The sequence below is a fragment of the Enterococcus sp. S22(2020) genome, from assembly GCF_020295385.1.
GTDB lineage: Bacteria > Bacillota > Bacilli > Lactobacillales > Enterococcaceae > Enterococcus_L > Enterococcus_L dunnyi.
Genome location: NZ_JACFUD010000004.1, coordinates 90,291 through 110,490 on the forward strand (window position 1 = coordinate 90,291; position 20,200 = coordinate 110,490).

General features: G+C 37.6%; 20 protein-coding genes, 2 tRNA genes and 2 other annotated features. Of the genes, 14 read left to right on the plus strand and 8 right to left on the minus strand.

All coding sequences use genetic code 11. The annotated features are described in order from the left end of the window. Positions 1-164: 164 nt before the first annotated feature. Positions 165-1,664 carry a sensor histidine kinase gene (locus H3T55_RS08985; protein ID WP_225534213.1) on the minus strand — a complete coding sequence of 500 codons (1,500 nt, stop codon included), beginning with the start codon at positions 1,662-1,664 and terminating at the stop codon, positions 165-167. After that, on the minus strand, positions 1,654-2,352 hold the full coding sequence (locus H3T55_RS08990) for a response regulator transcription factor (RefSeq protein WP_225534214.1): 699 nt from the start codon (positions 2,350-2,352) through the stop codon (positions 1,654-1,656). Before H3T55_RS08990 ends, H3T55_RS08985 begins: the two co-directional genes overlap by 11 nt. Before the next feature lie 122 nt (positions 2,353-2,474). Here H3T55_RS08990 and H3T55_RS08995 point away from each other — a divergent pair, with 122 nt between their 5' ends. After that, positions 2,475-2,741, plus strand: a complete 267-nt coding sequence (locus H3T55_RS08995) for a hypothetical protein (RefSeq protein ID WP_225534215.1) — start codon at positions 2,475-2,477, stop codon at positions 2,739-2,741. A gap of 267 nt (positions 2,742-3,008) precedes the next feature. Here H3T55_RS08995 and H3T55_RS09000 read toward each other — a convergent pair whose 3' ends face one another. Continuing rightward, positions 3,009-3,911, minus strand: coding sequence for a C40 family peptidase (locus tag H3T55_RS09000; RefSeq protein ID WP_225534216.1), 903 nt, complete (start codon positions 3,909-3,911; stop codon positions 3,009-3,011). 365 nt (positions 3,912-4,276) lie between these two features. Here H3T55_RS09000 and H3T55_RS09005 point away from each other — a divergent pair, with 365 nt between their 5' ends. The 5 genes from H3T55_RS09005 (at position 4,277) to H3T55_RS09025 (ending at position 8,316) form a co-directional block, all read left to right on the plus strand. Beyond that, entirely contained in the window at positions 4,277-4,858 is a 582-nt protein-coding gene (locus H3T55_RS09005; protein WP_225534217.1) for a TetR/AcrR family transcriptional regulator, read from the plus strand. Between the two features lie 137 nt (positions 4,859-4,995). After that, a complete protein-coding gene (locus H3T55_RS09010) occupies positions 4,996-6,087 on the plus strand; it encodes an ABC transporter permease (RefSeq protein WP_225534218.1) in 1,092 nt (363 codons plus the stop codon). Between the two features lie 4 nt (positions 6,088-6,091). Beyond that, positions 6,092-6,763 carry an ABC transporter ATP-binding protein gene (locus H3T55_RS09015; protein WP_225534219.1) on the plus strand — a complete coding sequence of 224 codons (672 nt, stop codon included), beginning with the start codon at positions 6,092-6,094 and terminating at the stop codon, positions 6,761-6,763. Between the two features lie 157 nt (positions 6,764-6,920). Beyond that, positions 6,921-7,211 (plus strand): hypothetical protein, encoded by a 291-nt coding sequence (locus H3T55_RS09020; protein WP_087641147.1) that lies wholly within the window; start codon positions 6,921-6,923, stop codon positions 7,209-7,211. Positions 7,212-7,341: 130 nt separating this feature from the next. Then, on the plus strand, positions 7,342-8,316 hold the full coding sequence (locus tag H3T55_RS09025; protein WP_225534504.1) for a tetratricopeptide repeat protein: 975 nt from the start codon (positions 7,342-7,344) through the stop codon (positions 8,314-8,316). A 583-nt stretch (positions 8,317-8,899) separates the two neighbouring features. Here the strand turns inward: H3T55_RS09025 and H3T55_RS09030 are convergent. Beyond that, positions 8,900-8,971 (minus strand) — tRNA-Arg (locus H3T55_RS09030). A gap of 59 nt (positions 8,972-9,030) precedes the next feature. On the opposite strand from H3T55_RS09030, the gene rpoN reads away from it, so the two are divergent. After that, positions 9,031-10,356, plus strand: coding sequence for an RNA polymerase factor sigma-54 (rpoN, locus tag H3T55_RS09035; RefSeq protein ID WP_225534220.1), 1,326 nt, complete (start codon positions 9,031-9,033; stop codon positions 10,354-10,356). A 397-nt stretch (positions 10,357-10,753) separates the two neighbouring features. Here the strand turns inward: rpoN and H3T55_RS09040 are convergent, their stop codons facing one another. The 4 genes from H3T55_RS09040 to H3T55_RS09055 all read right to left on the minus strand — a co-directional run bounded on the left by H3T55_RS09040 (position 10,754) and on the right by H3T55_RS09055 (position 12,346). After that, the gene (locus H3T55_RS09040) at positions 10,754-11,242 is read right to left on the minus strand and encodes a GNAT family N-acetyltransferase (RefSeq protein ID WP_225534221.1); all 489 of its coding nucleotides are present in this window, start codon (positions 11,240-11,242) and stop codon (positions 10,754-10,756) included. A 75-nt stretch (positions 11,243-11,317) separates the two neighbouring features. Then, positions 11,318-11,390, minus strand: a tRNA-Thr gene (locus tag H3T55_RS09045). Between the two features lie 199 nt (positions 11,391-11,589). Then, complete coding sequence (locus H3T55_RS09050; protein ID WP_225534222.1) at positions 11,590-11,967, minus strand: DUF2752 domain-containing protein; 378 nt, start codon at positions 11,965-11,967, stop codon at positions 11,590-11,592. Continuing rightward, entirely contained in the window at positions 11,939-12,346 is a 408-nt protein-coding gene (locus tag H3T55_RS09055; protein WP_225534223.1) for a DUF4234 domain-containing protein, read from the minus strand. Before H3T55_RS09055 ends, H3T55_RS09050 begins: the two co-directional genes overlap by 29 nt. 257 nt (positions 12,347-12,603) lie before the next feature. Beyond that, positions 12,604-12,835, plus strand: a binding site (T-box leader). 70 nt (positions 12,836-12,905) lie between these two features. Continuing rightward, positions 12,906-13,155: a binding site (T-box leader), on the plus strand. Positions 13,156-13,223: 68 nt separating this feature from the next. Between H3T55_RS09055 and H3T55_RS09060 the strand changes: the two genes are divergently transcribed. The 7 genes from H3T55_RS09060 to H3T55_RS09090 all read left to right on the plus strand — a co-directional run bounded on the left by H3T55_RS09060 (position 13,224) and on the right by H3T55_RS09090 (position 20,169). Beyond that, positions 13,224-14,057 (plus strand): MetQ/NlpA family ABC transporter substrate-binding protein, encoded by an 834-nt coding sequence (locus tag H3T55_RS09060; protein WP_225534224.1) that lies wholly within the window; start codon positions 13,224-13,226, stop codon positions 14,055-14,057. A 2-nt stretch (positions 14,058-14,059) separates the two neighbouring features. Further along, positions 14,060-15,136 (plus strand): methionine ABC transporter ATP-binding protein, encoded by a 1,077-nt coding sequence (locus H3T55_RS09065; RefSeq protein WP_225534225.1) that lies wholly within the window; start codon positions 14,060-14,062, stop codon positions 15,134-15,136. Positions 15,137-15,152: 16 nt separating this feature from the next. Then, positions 15,153-15,833 (plus strand): methionine ABC transporter permease, encoded by a 681-nt coding sequence (locus H3T55_RS09070; protein WP_225534226.1) that lies wholly within the window; start codon positions 15,153-15,155, stop codon positions 15,831-15,833. A gap of 53 nt (positions 15,834-15,886) precedes the next feature. After that, positions 15,887-16,720 carry a MetQ/NlpA family ABC transporter substrate-binding protein gene (locus H3T55_RS09075; RefSeq protein WP_087641155.1) on the plus strand — a complete coding sequence of 278 codons (834 nt, stop codon included), beginning with the start codon at positions 15,887-15,889 and terminating at the stop codon, positions 16,718-16,720. Between the two features lie 15 nt (positions 16,721-16,735). After that, positions 16,736-17,935 (plus strand): amidohydrolase, encoded by a 1,200-nt coding sequence (locus H3T55_RS09080; protein ID WP_225534227.1) that lies wholly within the window; start codon positions 16,736-16,738, stop codon positions 17,933-17,935. A gap of 407 nt (positions 17,936-18,342) precedes the next feature. Then, complete coding sequence (locus tag H3T55_RS09085) at positions 18,343-18,489, plus strand: hypothetical protein (RefSeq protein ID WP_225534228.1); 147 nt, start codon at positions 18,343-18,345, stop codon at positions 18,487-18,489. Positions 18,490-18,630: 141 nt separating this feature from the next. Continuing rightward, on the plus strand, positions 18,631-20,169 hold the full coding sequence (locus H3T55_RS09090) for an ABC-F family ATP-binding cassette domain-containing protein (protein WP_225534229.1): 1,539 nt from the start codon (positions 18,631-18,633) through the stop codon (positions 20,167-20,169). Positions 20,170-20,200 lie beyond the last annotated feature (31 nt).

Genomic DNA, 20,200 nt, shown 5'->3' on the forward strand with positions numbered 1-20,200 from the left:
ATTTTTGTGAATTCTTTCTTATTTCCGACCTTCAAAGCTTAGGGCTTCAGCCCTTAGCATTTGATGAGATCGGAGTGCAACGTAGTGGGATTGCTTCTGTTCTCAACGTTTATCCGGATTACAGGTGTCCGGGATTTGACTCGCAGAGTTTTACCCCAGACACTTTATTTTAATGGAATCTTTAAATAAAATGTTGTTCCTGCTTCTGTTGTGCTGTGAACACTAAGTTTAAATTGGTGACGGTCCGCGATTTCTTTGGCGATAGCTAAACCTAACCCAGTTCCATCAAACTGCTGTTTCGATTGCGAACGATGAAAACGGGTGAAAATCTGTTCCTGTTCTTTTTGAGAAATCACTGGGCCAAAATTATGGATACTAAGCATCAATGAATCTTTTTTGCGTTCGGTGTCGACGGTGATTGTTGTTTGAGCAGGTGCAAACTTAAGAGCGTTTTCTATTAAAATGATCAAGAGCTGGCGAATACGACCATAGTCTCCTTGAATGATCACGGGTCGATCTAAGATTGTTTTAAGTGTCAAGGTTTGATCTTTCTCAGCTGCTTTCATTCGTAGGCTGCGTAAGCTGTCTGATAATACATCATTGATCGGTACAGCTTCCATCGTGATCGAGAATTCAGGATTTTCTAAACGGGACAACTCGAGTAGATCGTTGATCAATCGCTCTAAGACAATGGCTTCGTTCAATAATTGCTGATGATACTCGTTTACTTTTTCTGGCTGTGTGACAAGACCATCGGCTAATGATTCAAGTGAGCCGCGAATAACGGTTACAGGTGTGCGTAATTCATGTGAAACAGTAGATAAAAAATCTTTTTGAGCCTGCTCCCTGTTTTCCCGCTGATTTTTAGCAGTTAAGAGGCGTTCTCGTAAGATGTTCAATTTTTCTCCAAGCTGACCGATTTCATCTTTTTCTGAGATTATCAATGGCTTTTGATATGTTTCGATCACTAACTCATCTGTAAAAGCACTCATCTTGTTGATCGGTGCGATGAATTTTTTTGAAAGGATGACAGAAAGCGAGAGACCGATGATCCATGCGATCAAGATACTGGCTAAAAGCAGCATATAGCCTTTTCTTTCTTCTTTATGCACGCTTGATACAGCAGAATGGAGTAGGACGACGGCCAGCACATTACCGTTTGTATCTTTGATTGGTTCGCCCACTGTTACAGTTGGTTCTCCAATAAAATTACTAAAAGCATTACTAGTTGCCGTTTTTCCTGCATAGACCTGCTGAATGACTTTTTGTGCGTCTTCAGGCAGCGCACTGTATTCTTTTTGATGCATCCCATGTCCCACTGTGATCGTTTGGGCATGTTCATCTACGATCCAAAGATCATCCATGGCCAATTGATCCATGAATTTGATAAAAGAAGCGTAATGCATATCCATTTTCATGGAAGAACCAGATCCCATCATCCCGTGCATAGATGAATTATTGTCATTCTCTACAGAGACTTGCTCAGAAAAATAGTCATTTAAATTGTCTGCGATCACCGCAGCACGGCGAGTCATTTCTTCTGTATGGATCGTAATGGTCTGCTTTGAGAACAAGAAACGAAAGGCAAAACCGATCACAAGAGAAAACAGTAGTAGTGTCAACGAGAAATATAGAACAAGCTTGTTTGTTAGTTTATTTTTCATTTTTTCCCTCGAATTTATAGCCTTGGCCCCAAACTGTTGCAATTTCCCACTGTGGATGGGGCACTTCATCCAGTTTTGCTCTCAAACGTTTGATATGTGTATCGACCGTTCTAGCGTCACCATAATAATCGATGCCCCAAAGGCTATCCAACAAATTATCCCGTGAGAAAACTTTTTCCCGATGAGATAAAAGCAGCCAGAGCAGTTCTAATTCTCTTTTGGTCAACAGAATTTCCTTTTGGTCAATGGTGACTTTCTTTTCATCTAGATAAAGAGCGAGGTTATCATAGGTCAAATAGGCCATCGATTGTTGGTTTTCTTCTGTTCGTTCGATACGACGTAAAATTGCTCGTATCCTAGCCATGACTTCACTTGGAGAAAATGGTTTGACGATGTAATCATCCGCACCGATATCCAACCCCATGATACGGTGATAGTCCTCTCCTTTGGCAGTGATCATGATAATCGGGACATTAGACGTTTCACGGATTTTTTTACAGACCTCAAATCCATCGAGAACTGGAAGCATCACGTCCAGTAAAATCAACTCGATCGTATGTTCATAAAAGGCATTTAGTGCTTCTTGTCCATTAGAAACTACCACTGGCGTGAACCCCTCTTTTAAAACATATGCTTTTAACACTTCAGTGATTTGCTGATGATCATCTACGATCAAAATTTTTTTCATAATGTTTCCTCCTGCTTCTTCTTTCTATTATAGTCAATAATCAAGGAATTGGGGGAATTTTTTTCGACACATATTCGACACAATTACTAGTTAGACTGAATAAAAATAGGAGGGATCAAACAATGAAAAAAAGCAGTCTATTATTATTGGGTATGGTGATTTTGGGGACGTTTAGTTTTGCAACGACAGTTGAAGCGATTGAGCGTTTTGATGAGGACGCTATGTATTCAAATGAGATGAGAGAAAGACAAATGTGGAATCAAGAAAATAAAGAGCAAGGAAAGCAGCGAAATACTGAAAAATCCTATAGTGGAAGGAGTGAGCGAAGAAATCAAATGAGGCAAAAAGCGCATCGATATTCAACTCACCCTTGCTGGTCAGCTGAATAAAAAAAAAGATTCCCCCACCGAGATCGATGGAGGGAACACAAATCAAATTACACACAACCATAAAATAGCATACTTTCTCATAATTCTCAAGAATTTAGCATTTCGTATAAAAAAATGAGAGGAAACGCTAGACGATTGTGTCTTTTATTATTTAAATTAGAATTTTTTGGAAAAACATGTAAAAAGTGCTTAGTATGAATTTGAACCCTCAAAATTAGATTTCTCAGATCTAATTTTGGGGGTTCACTTCAATGATCGAGCAGCTAATTATAATACTCGAACAGCAAAATCTGGTGAATAAGAAGCAACGGTCGCGATCTGAACCACATCACCGGGAACCGGTGCATGAATATAAGAACCGTCTCCTGTTGAAATACCAACATGATAAGTTCCGCCATGACTGCCCCAAAAAACTAAGTCCCCTGCTTGGGCTTCAGAAACAGCGATCGTAGTACCTGCTGTTTCTTGGTCAACAGTTGTTCGGCCTAAAGTGTGACCGATTGAAGCAAAGGCAACTTGGACTAGACCAGAGCAATCAAATGCATCAGGGCCAGCAGCACCATAAACATATGGTTTACCTAAATGTGTTTTAGCTGCTGCTATGACTGCTGATCGTGTATCGGTTTGCTTACTTTGTTCGGCTTGTTGATTTTTTGCCTGCTCGATTTTTTTAGAGAGCTGTTTTTCCTGATCAGCTAGATCTGATTGTTCTTCAGTAAGCTCTCTGATCTCTGTTTGCAATTCTTTTTGTTGCTGGTTTAATTCAGCTAGACGTTCTTTTTTTTCATCTAAAGGATCATTAGTCTCTTCTTTTGGAGCTGTCAAAGAAGCAAAATCCAATGTCAAAGCATCAGTAGTTTTTGCTTTTGCAGATTCAGTAACTGATCCAATTGTTTGGATATCTTGCAATTGTTTAATAGCTGTTTGTGTTTTTTGGATTTTCATTCCTATGTACGATAATTGATCCGCCGCTTCAGTTTTTTGTTCTACAGATTTTAGCTTTACTGCTTTTAATTGTGTCAATTTTTGTGAGGATTCACTAATAAGCTTTTCAGTGGCAGCTTTATTTTGGTCAGGGGTTTCTGCCTGTGCTTGATCACTAAGAAATAAGCTAGTAGATAGTGCTATGCCTGCAATCAATAATTTGGTCAAGGTAGTGTTTTTTTTCAAAAAAATTCTCCTTTAGCTTGATGTTTTCGTATGTAGTTGATGGCTCACCTAATCAAAGGCCACTAGTATTTAAACACACTCTAGAAAAATAGTCTGTAAAAGGGAGGTTAAATGTTTGTTGCTTTTTTTACAAAAAATGCACTTTTATTGCACTTTTTTTCTTTTATGTAATGTAACCGCTCTAAGATGTCAAAAACAAATCTACTTAAATCATTTGATGGTAGACTGTCACAAAAAAACAAAGATAGCTGCTTGGTAGTCCGTTTTAGTGGTTCATTTTTCCTTACTATCTTTTTTCTTTAAATTGATTTAAAATAGTTTAGAAAGAAAAAAGGATCAAAGCAGGATGAAATGGAGGGATGAGGATGAAAAAAGAAACAGTATTTGATGTTACACATCAGTCGATCCTAGAAACGGCAAAAGAGCTTTTTTTAACGAACGGATACAAAAATACATCCACTCGTGATATTGCTAAAGCTGCGAATATCACACAACCTGCTCTTTACTACCATTTCTCAACGAAGGAGCTTTTGTTTGTTGAGATCAACAAGCAGATCGGCAGCCAGCTAAAAACAGCGATCGAACAAATCATTCAAAAGAATGATTCACTTGAAAATCAATTGATCGATTGCACTAACGCATTATTGAATGTATACCATCGAGATATTTTTTCTTTTATCCATCAAAGCGCTGCAGAGATGGAGCCGGAGAACAAACAGCAATTGTTTCATATTTTGAATGAGTATTACTTAGAACCACTTCAAAAAGTTTTTGAAACGAGTAAAGAAACGTTGAATAGTCATGTTTCTGCTCAAAAGGCAGCCCAATTTTATCTGATGAGCTTATCGTTATTATTTTCAACAGTCCATCAACTGAGAACAGAGAATGAACGCTCAGAGCAAATCGCTGAATTGATGCAGATGGTCTTGCATGGAGTTGTTGCGTAAGGAATAGTATTTTTTTATCATGTGATAAAAAAGTTGTGCTATTCTTTTTTTTATGATAATATTTTTATCAACCGATAAAAAATTGGTTTGTTTTTTTAATTGATTTTTTATCAAGTGATAAAAAAGAGGTGGATCGGATGTTTTTAGGATTAGAAGAAATGAAGTATTTCAAATTACGTTACACATTGGTTGTCGGAGTCATTGTGCTGGTAGCTTATGTCGCTTTTATGCTATCCGGATTAGCGAATGGATTGGCTCAAGGCGTTAGAAAAGGTGTAGATAATTGGGGAGCTACAAGTATCATTTTATCGGACGATGCAAATAAAAGTTTAAATGCATCCAGTTTAGTAATCGCTGATCTTGACCAGGTAGATGCAAAAATCAAAGAGCCTTTAGGGCAATATGCTGGAGCGTTGAATAAGACAGGGCAAAATAAAGAAGCAGACAAAATCAATATTTCTCTTTTTGGCGTGACTGAGAAAAGTGCGATCAAGCCAGAATTGACTGAAGGCCGCTATTTTGATAAGGCTGGGGAAATCATTGTTCCACAAAATTTAGTAGATAAAGGTATCCACTTAGGCGATACCGTAAAAATAGGAAAACTGGACAAACCATTAAAAGTTGTAGGAATAACAAAACAAAATACCTTTAGTATTGTTCCATTGATCTATACATCGATCGATCAATGGCAAGAAATCAAATTTGGCAGAATCATCGAGGGAGATCAGACACCGATCAATGGTATTGTCGTAAAATCAACGCCTACGAGTAAAATCGAGTTACACGCAAGTGATGATCATTTGGTAAAATATAAAATGGAAGATTTTATTGAAAAATTACCTGGTTATAGTGAACAGAATTTGACTTTGAACGCAATGATCTATTTTCTGTTTGTCATTACTGCAGCCATTATTGGTATTTTTATTTATGTGATGACTCTTCAAAAAACGAGTTTGTTTGGTGTGATGAAAGCACAAGGGATCTCTAATGGTTATATTATTCAATCGATCATTGCTCAAACGTTTATTTTGGGTGTGATCGGCGTAGCAATTGGGGTGATCTTGACGCTATTGACCAATTTGATATTACCTGCAGCAATGCCATTTGAATTAGATACGATGAACTTGCTCATATACAGTGTAGTATTAGTAATTGTTGCTGTGTTTGGCGGCGTCTTTTCGATTCGAACCGTTACGAAAGTTGATCCGATGAAGGCGATAGGAGGATAAAAAAATGGCTGATATTTTAGTGATGAATGATATTAGAAAAACCTTTGGAAAAGGTCATGCTGCAGTAGAAGCATTAAAAGGAGTCAATCTGAATGTTGAGGCAGGGGAATTTGTTAGCATTATTGGACCTTCAGGTTCTGGTAAAAGTACCTTTTTAACGATTGCGGGCGGCTTGCAAACACCAAGTGCCGGAACCATTCAAATCAATGGCAAAGATTTTACCCATTTAAATGAAAAGAAACGTTCTAGATTACGCTTTGAAGAGATCGGTTTTATTTTACAAGCATCCAATTTGATTCCATTTTTGACTGTGGAAAAGCAATTTACGCTGGTAGATAAAATTGAAAAGAAAAAGCCTGAAAAAGCTCGTGTCGAAGAGTTATTGGCCTCACTGGACATTGCAGATCTGATGAAAAAATTTCCTAGAGATTTATCCGGCGGGGAACGGCAACGTGTTGCGATCGCCAGAGCACTGTTCAATGAGCCTAGTTTGATTTTAGCTGATGAACCAACTGCAAGTTTGGATACAGAACATGCATATGAAGTTGTTAAACTTCTAGCGAAAGAAGCACATGAGAAAAAGAAAGCCACGATCATGGTGACTCATGATCCAAGGATGATCGAATGGAGCGACAATGTTTACCGAATTGAAGATGGTGAACTGACAAAAGAATAAGGATTGTTTAAAAGAAGGAAGTAAACGAAATGTTTATTTTCCTTCTTTTTAATTTTAAGTATAATAAAACTTGTTTTTAGGTTATGATGGGGGAGAGAAGTAAAACAGGAGTTGTTTGGAAAAATAGTCAATCGAAAGTTGAAAGCGAGGTAAAATAATGGATAATAGAGTTGAAGTAATGACATTTTCACAGTTGAAAAAACTGGTGGAAGAGCTAGAATCAAATAAAACGGTCACTGATGATACGAAGGTATTTATCGATACGGGCTGGGATAGTGTACAAGAGGTTGAGCCGAATGCGCTTCATGTGGAAGAGGTCGTAGAATTCAAAGTTCAGGATGAATTGACAAAGGAATTTTATGTAGGCTATTCTTTGCTTGAAAAAGCTGAACGAATGAATGCTGAAGGAACGGCAGAAACAGCGATCATCATCCGAAATCTATATTAAAATCACCGTTTTTTTCATGTATAAATGTCTTAGAGTACGATATTTGGTTTTAAATGTACATGGTATTTATTTTTTGATATTATTTAGGCATAAAGAAATAGCTACATGAAGAATGAGCACTAGGAAGGTGGTGTTATTTTTGTCGAATAAAATTCCATTTCCAAAAAATTATGAACGATATATTGAGATGGGGCAAGAAGCACTCCAACTCGGAAATAAAGAGGCTGCACTCTCTTATTTTGAAAAAGCATATGCAATTAAACAGGATTTCCCTTTGAATCTGGTTTTGGTAAATACGTATTTGGACACAGAGAACTATGAGAAAGCCTTGTATGTGGTTTCGGAAATGCGTGAGTCCTATTTTGAATATCTGGACTATCTAGAGATCTATATTCATGTGCTGACGAAGAATCAGCTATTCCTTCAAGCGCATAGTATCATCAACGAGCGGATTTTGATGGAACAAAGCGGTGAGATGAGAAAACTTATTTCTCTGAAAAAGAAGGTCAAGCATGTTGAGTTGAAGTATCAGCAATTTGAATCCGTAAAGATCTCGGAAGTAAAAAAAGAACTAAATCAGCTGAATTTATATGATTATTATGAGCAGTTGTCTGTAATCAAAAAATCACTGAATTTACCTCAGGATGATTTTATTAGGCTTGGGAAAAACTTATTACTTGATGGACGGGTACATATTTTAGTTCGGTCATGGATTTTAGAGGAACTTGTCAAACTGCATGTCAAAGAAGAAGTAAAATTTTTGTGGAGAGATGATCAAACTTATACAGTTATTCCTGCAACGGTAGGAACGCCACTGGATTGTGCAGCATATCAGAGAATCTTGCTCTTTTTAGAAAAAGAATTGATCAATGTTGCTCCAATTTTACTAGTAGATATCACTGAAGAAATTCGTTTGCATTTTACATTATTATACCCGCTGGCAGATCAAATCATCAAAAATCCCAGATTGTGGGCGATAAGCTATATCATCTCTTACAATCAATCGATCGGTCAAAAATATCACATAGAAGAAAAAGAAGAAATCAAAAAGATTCAAAAAATACAACATGAAATTCGTTTAGATCTAGAAACGATGGTTCAGTGATAAAATATCGACGTCGGACACTTCTGCTTCCACCTTTTATTCATTTTTTAAAGGACTGGGTCGTAACTCGTAGAGTTATGTCCCAGCCCTTTTTTGGTAAAAAGCACTTATTTTTTTGAAGTTAATTTTAAGTAGATCAGTAATAAAAATGAAAGAAGAAAGTGGAAAAAAATTCCTCCTTGAATAAAGGTAATCACTAAATACACTGATTCTGTATCAAAAATGGTGCTTTGAGTAAAATAACGCTGAATAATAAATTCTGTGAACACTAAAAAAAGAGAAAGAACGAATAACCGTGTGTGAAGCCTCCCCAATATAACCCCTACCCTAACAAATATATTTTGAAGATTTATCATAACATAAAAATAAACGGACGTTTTATCAAATTTTGGCTATATTCATCAGAAATATGAGAAAAAAATGGGAAAAATAGTGTAGAATTATTTGTAGGGAATAAAAAAAGCATCATCTTCATGATGATGCTTAGGTACAGTCATATTCTAAAAGATGAAAAGAAGAGACGCCATCTAAGAATAAACTGTGCTATAATGCTATTTGTAGCAGAAAGTCTTGGTTGAGCAGACGCGCCCTGAGGGAATCGAACCCCCGTCTCAAGAACCGGAATCTTACGTGATATCCACTACACTAAGGGCGCAAGCACGAGTATTAGTTTAGCTGATATTTTAATAAATTACAAGGGGGATGACGAAATTAATGAAATTTGAACAGCATTTGTCCCAACAGCAAAAGCAAGTCCAAAAACTTGCTATGACCCAACAATTGCAGCAGTCGATCCAAATCCTACAGTATAACTCAGAAGAACTCAACGCTTATATAGAAACCAAGTCTCTGGAAAATCCATTGATCGATTTACAAGCGAATACTAGCCATAGTGATTTTACGAACTCTGGCAGTCGAACTTATACAAATGAAGAGCATAATTACTTAAATCAAATTCCTGACGATCAAACCTCTCTTTTTGAATTCCTGATCGATCAGATTCATTTGAATTATCGAGATACTTATTTGAGAACGTTAGTATTGTTTTTAGTGGAATTTATTGACTTAAATGGTTATTTGACCATTGATTTAGAGGAAGCAGCACGACAAACGGGAGCTACTGCTATTGAGATGTTGGATGCCTTGACCTTGATCCAGCAATTAGACCCAGCAGGCGTTGGTGCACGAAATTTGCAAGAATGTTTGATGCTGCAAATTGAACGGGATGATGCAGCGCCATCTTTAGCATACATTGTGATCGAAGAGGAGTTCGATCAACTAGCCAATCGTAAATGGCCGTCGATCGCTAAAAAATTTAAGGTCGATTTGTCTGATATTCAGAAAATTTTCGATTATATCCAAACCTTGACACCGTCACCCGGTAGTATTTTTGAATCAACCTCCGGAATTTATATTCGACCTGACTTGACGATTAGAACCAAGGACAGACAGATAACGGTACTTTCTAATAAAAAGGGAGCACCTAAACTGCAGTTTCAACAGGCATATTTTGAACGCATGCAGGCAGTTGAAGATAAAGAAGTCCAGGCATACATTCAAGAAAAGAAAAATGAATTTGAATGGCTTGAAAAAACAATTATTCAACGGGGAGATACGATTTTAAGAGTAGGAAAAGAAATTGTCGAACGTCAGCAGGCTTTCTTTTTCAATGAAGATCGCCCGTTGGTGCCAATGACGCTCAGAGAAATCGCAGAAACTCTTGATATTCATGAATCAACGGTCAGCCGTGCAGTAAATGGAAAATATCTGGAAACATCTTTTGGTGTTTTTGAATTACGTTCCTTTTTTTCTCATGGTCTGGCCAATGAAAGCACTGGAGAAGAGACGTCAACGAGCAGTGTAAAAAGGCAATTACAGCGTCTTGTAGATAATGAAAATAAAGCAAAACCGCTGTCAGATCAAAAGATCGTCGACTTGTTAAAAGAGCAGGACATTGACATATCGCGAAGAACAGTGACTAAATACCGCGAAGCACTGGGTATTCCTGCCTCCTCTAAGAGAAAAAGGTATGATAAATAGAAGAGGCTTAGACAAAAGCATTTAAATGAGAAAAACAAGTCCTTCAATCCTTAGTATTTTTGCTACTGAGAGATTTGCTAGCTTCACTTTGTTCTTTGAACAATAGTGAAACTGTATGCGTTAGCTGATTAGATCGGAATAAAGTGAAGCAGGTACTGTGCAACACTGTTTATCTGCGACGTGTTTTTGACGAGAAAGCATCAGCACATTCGTTTTACTGCAATAAGAAGGAGCTGCTTTTGTATCGCCATTAATTCGAAATTAAAGGGACTGGAACATAACTCTGCGAGTTACGTTCCAGTCCCTTTTTAAAACGAATAAACGGTGAAAGTAGAGGTAACGCCCTCTTATTTCTTGGAGGTGAACCCTTACATTCCATCCTCTTTTTTATTAGGAATCATGGTTTCCAAATCAAATGTTCTGAAGGGAGACCTTCTTCAATTCCCAGCCAAACAGAGTCAAAATGATGTTTTTGGAGCAGGTGTTTTGATGCACCATTATTTGGATCGATAATAGCATAAACCGTAGCTTTAGAAAGTCTGTCTGAATGCGTGATTTTGGTAAGCAAATCGGTAATGATCTGATGCGCATAACCCATTCCCCAATACTCAGGCAGAAGCATATAGCCGATTTCGATTTTCTTTTCTTTATCCCAAGATAATTTAGCAAAACCGATATAAGTGGATCGATCATAGACTTTATAATAGCCAGTGTGATCACTGTGCAAAGCGTTGTAAGCAAGGATTTTTTGAAAATTTTCTGCGGCTTCATTATCTGTCTCGGCTTTTTCTGTGATATAACGCATCACACGAATATCTTGACAAAGCTGTTTATATAATTGTAGATCACTCGTTTCGTAAAAACTGAGCGTGAGATCCTTTTCCATAGATTACAGCCTCCCATAATATAGAAATAAATAAAAAAAGTAGTCACTCTAAAAAAGAGTACTACTTATTAAAAAAGCCACCTGCCGGGCTTGAACCGGCGACCCCCACCTTACCATGGTGGTGCTCTACCAGCTGAGCTAAGGCGGCAATATTACTGGAATACAGATAACAGATTACCGTAGATTAGAATGTTTGTCAACGGTTTTTCAATAGAGTAAAATTTAGTCGCAGATAAGTTATTTAGGGAAAGAGCAAAAAGATCAGAAAGAAGTACGATACAAAAGATGTTTAGATATTTTTACTTTTTTATATCGTACCTCAAAATTTTACGGGTTGTAACATCTAATTAGTGTATATAGGTTGTTATCCAGCGAAGCACTGTGGCACTTAACGACTGCGCATTGAAATCCATTGGTGCTGTAGTTGGAAAAAATAAGGTCAGCCGGATAATATACACAAGAAAAAACAATCCTATAACACTAAAAATAACGTTATGATTAAGACAAATTCGATTAAATAAGGGAACTTTTTTTCTAAAAACAATGATCACAAAAATTATTGGTACTAGCCAAAACAATGGATGATAGTAAAAAGCCCCTTTTAAATCTAGCTGAAAAAAATGAATGAATGCTCTTGTCATACCACAACCAGGACAAGGAACACCAAACAAATGTTTGAAAATACACAGTTCTATATTATTCGTCCATTCCAGTACTGTAGCCATCACGATCACCTGTTTCAAGTTTTTCCCAGAAACGGTTTAGGTCAGCTTGCAAAATGCCCATAGAAATAATTGAAAAGCCAAAGATTGAAAGTACAAGTAAGACGATTTTGTTATCAACAATTGGTCGAACATTTTCTCTAGCTTGACTTTCTACAAACATACTACCGATCTTATACCACCAGTAAAGAGTGTAAATACCGCAAGTAATGATGGAAAGTAATACAACTAATCCTGGATTTGTTGTTTGATCTTCATTGACTTCACAAAGCTGACGCGTTACATCATACATCCAAAATAGTGAATAAATGCCACATGTGATAAAAGATAATAAAATAATTAATGGGACTGATTTTTTGTTCGCTTGATACGAATAATTCATTTAATAACCTCCATATTTGTAGCTTTTTTCTTTATTTGGTCGAGTATCAAAAATAACTGCACGTTAAATGATCATACCTCAACCTGTTGCCTCCCTTTGAGAAAAGTATAACAAAGTAAGAATAGTATGACTAGGGATTTTTGAAAGTGATTCATTATTTTTTACTCTATTTTCTAATAGCCTTCACTATGAAGAAAAAAAAGTATTTGACAGCTCAAATTTTTTCAAGTAGAATACGATGTAACAAAAAGAAAATAGACAGTCCGTTGAAGAGAAGAGTAAATTTGGGCGCATTTCATAGAGAGTCTCGGTTGGTGAAAAGAGATAGATGCAGAAGGATTGAAGATGGCCTCTGAGGATAAGTTGTTGATAAGTAAGCAGCTTCGGGCAGCACCCGTTATCCTAGCAGCAAGTTGATTGACTTGATTAAAGAAAAGTAATGAAGATTACTTTAAAACAAAGGTGGTACCGCGATTATTCGCCCTTTACTAGCACAGGCTGGTAAAGGGCTTTTTTTGTTCTTTGGCGGAGAAGGCAGAATCAGTAAAACAATTTTATAGATAACGCAATGAGATGGAAAGTACAGCTGGAATTTTATCTAACAGAGAGCTTGGGTAGCTGAAAACAAGCGATAAATGAAATCTGGAAAATGGCCATTGAGCAGCGCTTCGAGTGAATGGTTCATAAGACAGCGACGGGAGCACCCGTTATAGTGCTAAAGTATACTCAAAAATTTTGACGTACTTGATGAGGGTATCTATGTGAATAGATACTAAATAGAGGTGGTAACACGCAAAAGCGTCCTCAAATGTATAATTTTATGCATTTGAGGACGCTTTTTCTATTTTTAGCTAAAAAGTAAAAGGAGGAACGTTAAATGAAAAAAAGGATGTTGATAACACTATTGATTCTAATAGGTGTAGCCACTGTTTCCGCTTGTAGTAGCAATCGTAGCTCTACTGAAACGAAAGATAAAATCATTAGAGTGGGTACCTCACCTGGTCCATATAGTGAATTATTTTTAGAAGCTGTGAAACCAATATTAGAAAAACAAGGCTATCAAATAAAGCAAAATGAGTTTACAGAATTGATTCAGGCAGACATCGCGTTGGCGGAAGGAACAATCGATTTGAATGTAGATCAGCATACCGCTTATCTCAATAACTTCAATGAAAACAAGGATGCTCATCTGATCGGCATCACACCGATTCCAACAGTAGCAGCAGGTCTATTTCCAGGTCGAAAAAGTCAGTTAGAGGATGTTCAGAAGAAAGATAAGGTTGGAATCCCAGATGATCCATCTAACACAGCTCGAGCGTTCAATCTGCTGCAAAAGGCAGGTTGGATCGAATTGAAAGAAGGTATAGATCCCGTCAAAGCAACAAAAAATGACATTGTAAGCAATCCGAAAGAACTGGAATTTGTAGAAATGACTTCTGCACAAATTCCGAGAAGTTTAGAAGATCTAGATTTTGCGGTTATTCCAGGAAGTATCGTCTACAGTGCAAAACTTGATCCAAAAGAAAGCCTGCTTTCAGAAGATGTGTTAAAAGAATATGAACTAGTCGCGACGATCGATGAAAAAAATAAAGAGAGTGATTGGGCAAAAGCAGTTGTTGATGCCTATCACTCCAAAGAATTTAAAACCTATTTAAATGAACATAACCAAGAAAATTATTGGTTTGTTCCAAAAGAATTGCAGGAGGATTAAAGATGATCGAATTAAAACATATTGACGTAACGTTTTATCAAAAGAAAAAAGCGATAGAGGCAGTAAAAGATGTCACATTAACTATTGAAAAAGAGGATGTTTTTGGAATCGTAGGTTATTCAGGCGCAGGAAAAAGTACATTGGTCCGAGTAATCAATCTATTGCAGCGGCCAACGGCTGGGGAAGTGATCATCAATGAAAAAAATATACTTTCCTTTTCACCGAAGGAATTACGGGCACAACGCAAGAAAATTGGGATGATCTTCCAACATTTTAACTTAATGAAGGAACGAACGATTTTTGGGAACATTGATTTTTCATTGAAATATTCTGGTCTAAATAAAATGCAGCGAAAAGAAAAAATTGAAAAATTACTGGATCTGGTTGGGTTGGCAGACAAGAAAGATGCCTATCCGAGTCAACTCTCTGGTGGTCAAAAACAGCGGGTAGCGATTGCCAGAGCATTAGCCAATGATCCTGAGATTTTACTTTGTGATGAAGCAACTAGTGCGCTCGATCCTAAGACGACGATTCAAATTCTTGATCTACTAAAAAAATTGAATAAAGAACTAGGATTGACGATCGTTTTGATCACACATGAAATGCAAGTTGTTAAAGAAATTTGTAATAAAGTTGCTGTGATGGAGGCTGGGCAAGTCATTGAACAAAACGACATTGTTTCAGTATTCAGCCAGCCAAAAGAAGCCTTGACGAAGGATTTCATTCGAACAGCAACTCATATCGATCAAGCATTAGAGACGATCGTTCAGCATCCTAGCTTGACAAATTTAGGTGGAAATGAAGTATTGGTAGAATTTTCGTATGTGGGAGAGCAAACAAGTGAGCCGTTGATTGCACAACTGTACAGTCAATACCATGTGGTTACAAATATTCTTTACGGGAATGTCGAGATTTTACAAAATGTTCCGATCGGCAATTTGATCGTGATTCTTTCGGGAGAAGAAACACAAAGAGAGAAGGCTCTGAACTTCTTACAGGAACAAGAAGTAAAAGTCAAAATTTTAAAAGAAGCAGGTTCAACAAATAACGTCATACCATTACCAGCGGTATCGCAATAATGAAGGAGCGGAAGTTATGCAGAATTTTTTCCAACAGTATTTTCCAAATGTTATCGAACTAAAGCAAGAATTTATTAGCAGTACAATAGAAACATTATATATGGTTTTTTGGACGGCAATAATTGCAGGAGTTTTAGGGACTCTACTTGGGGTCATTTTAGTAGCAACTGGTCCAAAAGGTATTTTAAAAAGACCAGTTCTTTACAGTATTTTAGAAAAATTTATCAATGTATGTAGATCCATCCCTTTTATCATTATGCTGGCGCTGATCCAGCCGATCACTCGTTTTTTAACAGGAACAACGATTGGTACAACGGCTGCTTTAGTGCCGCTGGTGATAGGAGTGATTCCATTTTTTGCCAGACAAATCGAAAATGCTTTGCTTGAGGTCGACCCTGGGGTTATCGAAGCGGCTGAATCAATGGGGACAAGTCCTTTAGGGATCATTTTTAGAGTATATCTCATTGAAGGCTTGCCAAGTATTATTCGTGTTTCTTCTGTAACGATTATCAATTTGATCGGTTTGACTGCGATGGCAGGTGCAATTGGAGCTGGAGGCTTGGGCAATCTAGCCATTACTAGAGGATATAATCGATTTCAAACGGATGTGACGATCGTAGCAACATTGATTATTTTGGTTTTAGTATTTGCCAGTCAATTTATCAGTAATACGTTGATTCGAAAAACATCTCATTGATCATTTATTTAATAAAACCGCAAATAAAAAACTACTTGAAAAGAGGAAATAGCATGAAAAAATTTGTAAAAATCATTGGTTTAGCATTAACAGTTGGGGTTGTCCTAGCAGGATGTTCTTCCGGCACTGCCAAAAGTGAAAAAACTGAAGTCGTAAAATTAGGCGTGGTAGGCGCCAACAATGAAGTCTTAGAATCAGTTAAAGAGCGACTAAAAAAAGATGGGATCGACCTTCAATTGATCGAGTTTTCTGATTATACACAACCTAATGCAGCCTTAGCTGAAAAAGAAATCGACCTGAACTCATTCCAACACCAAATTTTTCTGGATAACTATAACGAAGAACATAAAACAAATTTAGTGTCGATCGGAAATACGGTCAGCGCACCGTTGGGGATCTATTCATCAAAAATCAAAGACGTGAAAGAATTGAAAGATGGGGCAGAAATCGCTATTCCAAATGATGCAACGAATGGCGGACGTGCCTTACTACTTTTACAAAGCGCTGGCTTGATCAAAGTAGATCCGGCGAAAAAACAAACACCTACGGTCAATGACATCACTGAAAACAAATTGAACTTAAAAATCACTGAACTAGATGCCTCTCAGACGGCTAGAGCACTTCAAGACATCGATGCTTCTGTCATCAATAGTGGAATGGCTGTCGATGCTGGTTTTGTACCAGCAAAAGATGCAATTTTCCTAGAACCAGTAGATGAAACATCAAAACCATATGTAAATATCATCGTTGCCCGTAAGGAAGATGAAGACAACGAAACATACAATAAAGTAGTGGACACTTACCAACAAGAAGAAACTAAAAAAGTGATCGAAGAAACATCAAAAGGCTCAAGTATCCCAGCTTGGGAAACATTCGGAAGAAAATAAGAGGAGGAAATCACTATGACAGTCACAACAAAACAAACGATCCAAGAAGAAATAAAGCAAAATGCAGAGGAAGTCATTGCCTTAAGACGCCATTTCCATCAATATCCTGAAGCAAGTTTAAAAGAATATGAAACGATCAAACGAATCAAAGAAGAGCTGACCAAGTTAGGAATTCCTTTTGAAGCAGTGGGTGAAACAGGCGCATTAGGAACGATCGAAGGAAAAAAAGGCCAAGGGAAGACGATTATCCTGCGTGCAGATATCGATGCTTTGGAATTGGAAGACGCCACTGGAAAACCTTATCAGTCTAAGAATCCTGGCTTAAATCATGCCTGCGGTCACGACGGCCATGCAGCAGCATTATTAGGCGCCGCAAAAATTTTAAAGAATCGTGAAGAAGACTTTGCCGGAACGATCAAGCTTGCGTTTCAGCCAGCAGAAGAAATCGGAGCAGGTGCTTGTCAGTTTGTAGAAGGAGGATTTGTTGAGAATGTCGATCAGGTTTTTGGTATCCATTTAGATTCGAGTGTTCCTGTCGGTAAATTAGTCGCAACGAAAGGAGCAACAAATGCTTCTTGTGATATTTTTAAAATCGAAGTAGAGGGCTTGAGCAGCCATGTGGCACAACCAAACGTTGGTCGTGATGCTGTTTTATCTGCAGCAAGCATCGTCGTAGAATTACAAAAAATCGCAGCTAGAGAAGTTAGCCCTTTAGATCCAGTCGTTATTGGGATTGGTGTATTGGATGCTGGGACAAGATATAACATTGTTGCAAATCACGCAACGATCGAAGGAACGGTGAGAGCCTTTAGTCATGAAACGCGTGCATTTGTCTTGAAACGTGTGGAAGAAATCGCAAATCAAATCGCAGAAGCACATCGCACGAAAATTTCTTCTTTTCAGATTCATGACGCGGCAGGTCCGTTGATCAATGATGATACAGCAACGGAGTTGGCTCAAAAAGTAGCTGCTGGAATCGTGGGCATCGAAAATGTCGTGACAGATCATACAAAGAGCTTGGGTGCAGATGATTTTGCGGACTTCTTGCTCAAAGCTCCCGGTGTTTATGGACGTGTAGGTACACGCAATTTAGAAAATACGGATACTCAATATGGGCACCATCATGAAAAATTTGATATCGATGAAGCGGGCTTAGCTTTAGCGACTGAATTTCATGTGAGCTATGCTTTATCATACTTAGGTGCCGCTGAATAAAATGAAAAACGGCTAGGCAGAAGCATTTATTTCTACGAGGATTGCTTCTGCTCCAGTTGTTTATTCGGTTAGGTGTCAAGCTCGTTTTTTACTAAAAAGAATAAACAAATGATTATTTTGCTTTTTAAAATGAATATGCTAAAATATGTTCTGTAAAGAAAGGTGATCAAGAATGTTTGTTCTTTCAGATAAATTTGTCAAAAGAAGCAGCTCCCAACAAATGAATGTGATGAAGCATTGTTGCGGAGCTTAATAGAAGAAATCTTCATCGTTAGAATACTAGCAAATTTAGACTAAGCCTTAGTCTTATTTCGTGTTGTATTTTAAACGATGACCATGGCTTTTAATAAAAGTGAATGAGAGGCTAAGACAAAAGCGTTAAGCTCCGAGAAAATAAGAAGGAATTTATGAAAATTGTTCTTCAAATTTTTGAAAATTTCGGCTTATTTCCGAAAGAGCTGCTTTTTTCTTGCCGTTTATTCGGACTTAGAGAGTGGCGCAAAACGGATGTTTCGTTTGGCTCACTCTCTTTGTTGATTGTAAACAAGGGATGAGATAAGGGAGACTTATTTTTGATCGCTTGTTTTTTGTTTACCTAAGATATTACGTGCGGAGCATTGGTGTTCGATAGCAGAAACTGAACGAATGGACGTGTCACGTGATTTACAAAATAAAATGGAAAAGGAATGAACTACATGAGTTTATTAACGATCGAACATCTGACCCAGCGTTTCGGGGAAAAAATACTTTATGAAGATGCCTCTTTACGTGTGAATAAAGGAGACCATCTAGGACTTACTGGTCAAAATGGTGTAGGAAAATCAACGCTGATAAAAATTTTAACAGGAGAAATACTTGCAGACGAGGGAGCAATTACTTGGCAAAACAATATCAAAATCGGTTACTTGGATCAGTATATGGAGGTGACCGGTGAAAGTACGATCAGTGAATTTTTACATCAAGCGTACCAACCGCTATATGAGATCGAGTCTAAAATCAATGAATTGTATTCGATCTATGGTGAGACTGGCGAAGATAAATTATTAGAGCGGGCAGGCAGCCTGCAAACGCAACTGGATGAAAGTGATTTTTATCAAATAGATCCAATCATCAATGATTTGGCGAACGGATTAGGAATCGAAGCGATCGGGTTGGATCGTTCGATGAAGGAGCTGAGCGGCGGACAGCGTTCCAAAGTGATTTTGGCGAAGCTGTTACTGGAAGAGCCTGATGTACTACTTTTAGATGAACCGACGAACTATTTGGATGATACTCATATTCAGTGGCTGATCAGCTATTTAACTAATTTTGACGGTACGTTTATTCTGGTGTCGCATGATTATCATTTTTTGAATGCTGTAACAAACTGTATTTGTGATATTGAATTCGGCAAGCTGACAAAATATACCGGAAATGTCGAAAAATCCTTTGCCCAAAAAGAGCTGAATAAAGAAAGCTACTTGAAACAATATCACGCCCAGCAGGCAAAAATAGAAAAAGCAGAAGCGTATATTCGTAAATACAAAGCAGGAAATCGTGCAACCATGGCAAAAAGCCGCCAAAAGCAATTAGATCGTCTAGAAAGACTGACACCACCTGGAAGTCTAATGACACCACATATCGTTTTCCCTTATCAGTCGATCGTTGCCAGTTTAGCGTTGATCACAGATCAATTAGTGATTGGGTATGAAAAGCCATTGCTAGCCCCAATCGATTTATCTGTTCATAGTGGTGAAAAGGTTGCGATCAAAGGATTCAATGGAATCGGAAAATCAACGCTGATCAAGACACTGACAGGAAAAATCAAATCACTGAGCGGCGAATTTCAATACCCAGCCAATACCAAAATAGCCTATTTTTCTCAAGACTTAACATGGGAAAATGATTATTTGACTCCATTAGCTTATTTAAGCGATCGTTTTCCTAAAAAGACGGTCAAAGAAATTCGGACATTTTTAGCTAAATGCGGATTGCCAGATAAATTGGTAAATCAACAGCTGCGCTTATTGAGCGGAGGGGAGCAAACAAAAGTAAAATTATGTGAATTGACGATGGAAACGAGCAATCTGATTTTTCTAGATGAGCCAACGAATCACATCGATGCAGCTGCAAAGGAAAGTCTGCGTGAAGCAATTCAAGACTATCAAGGAACGATCATCATCGTTTCACATGAAGAAGAATTTTATGCTGATATCGCTGATCGAATCATCGATATTGAGGAGATGATCAGATAAAAAATAGCCGTACCTTCGTTCATCAAAGGTG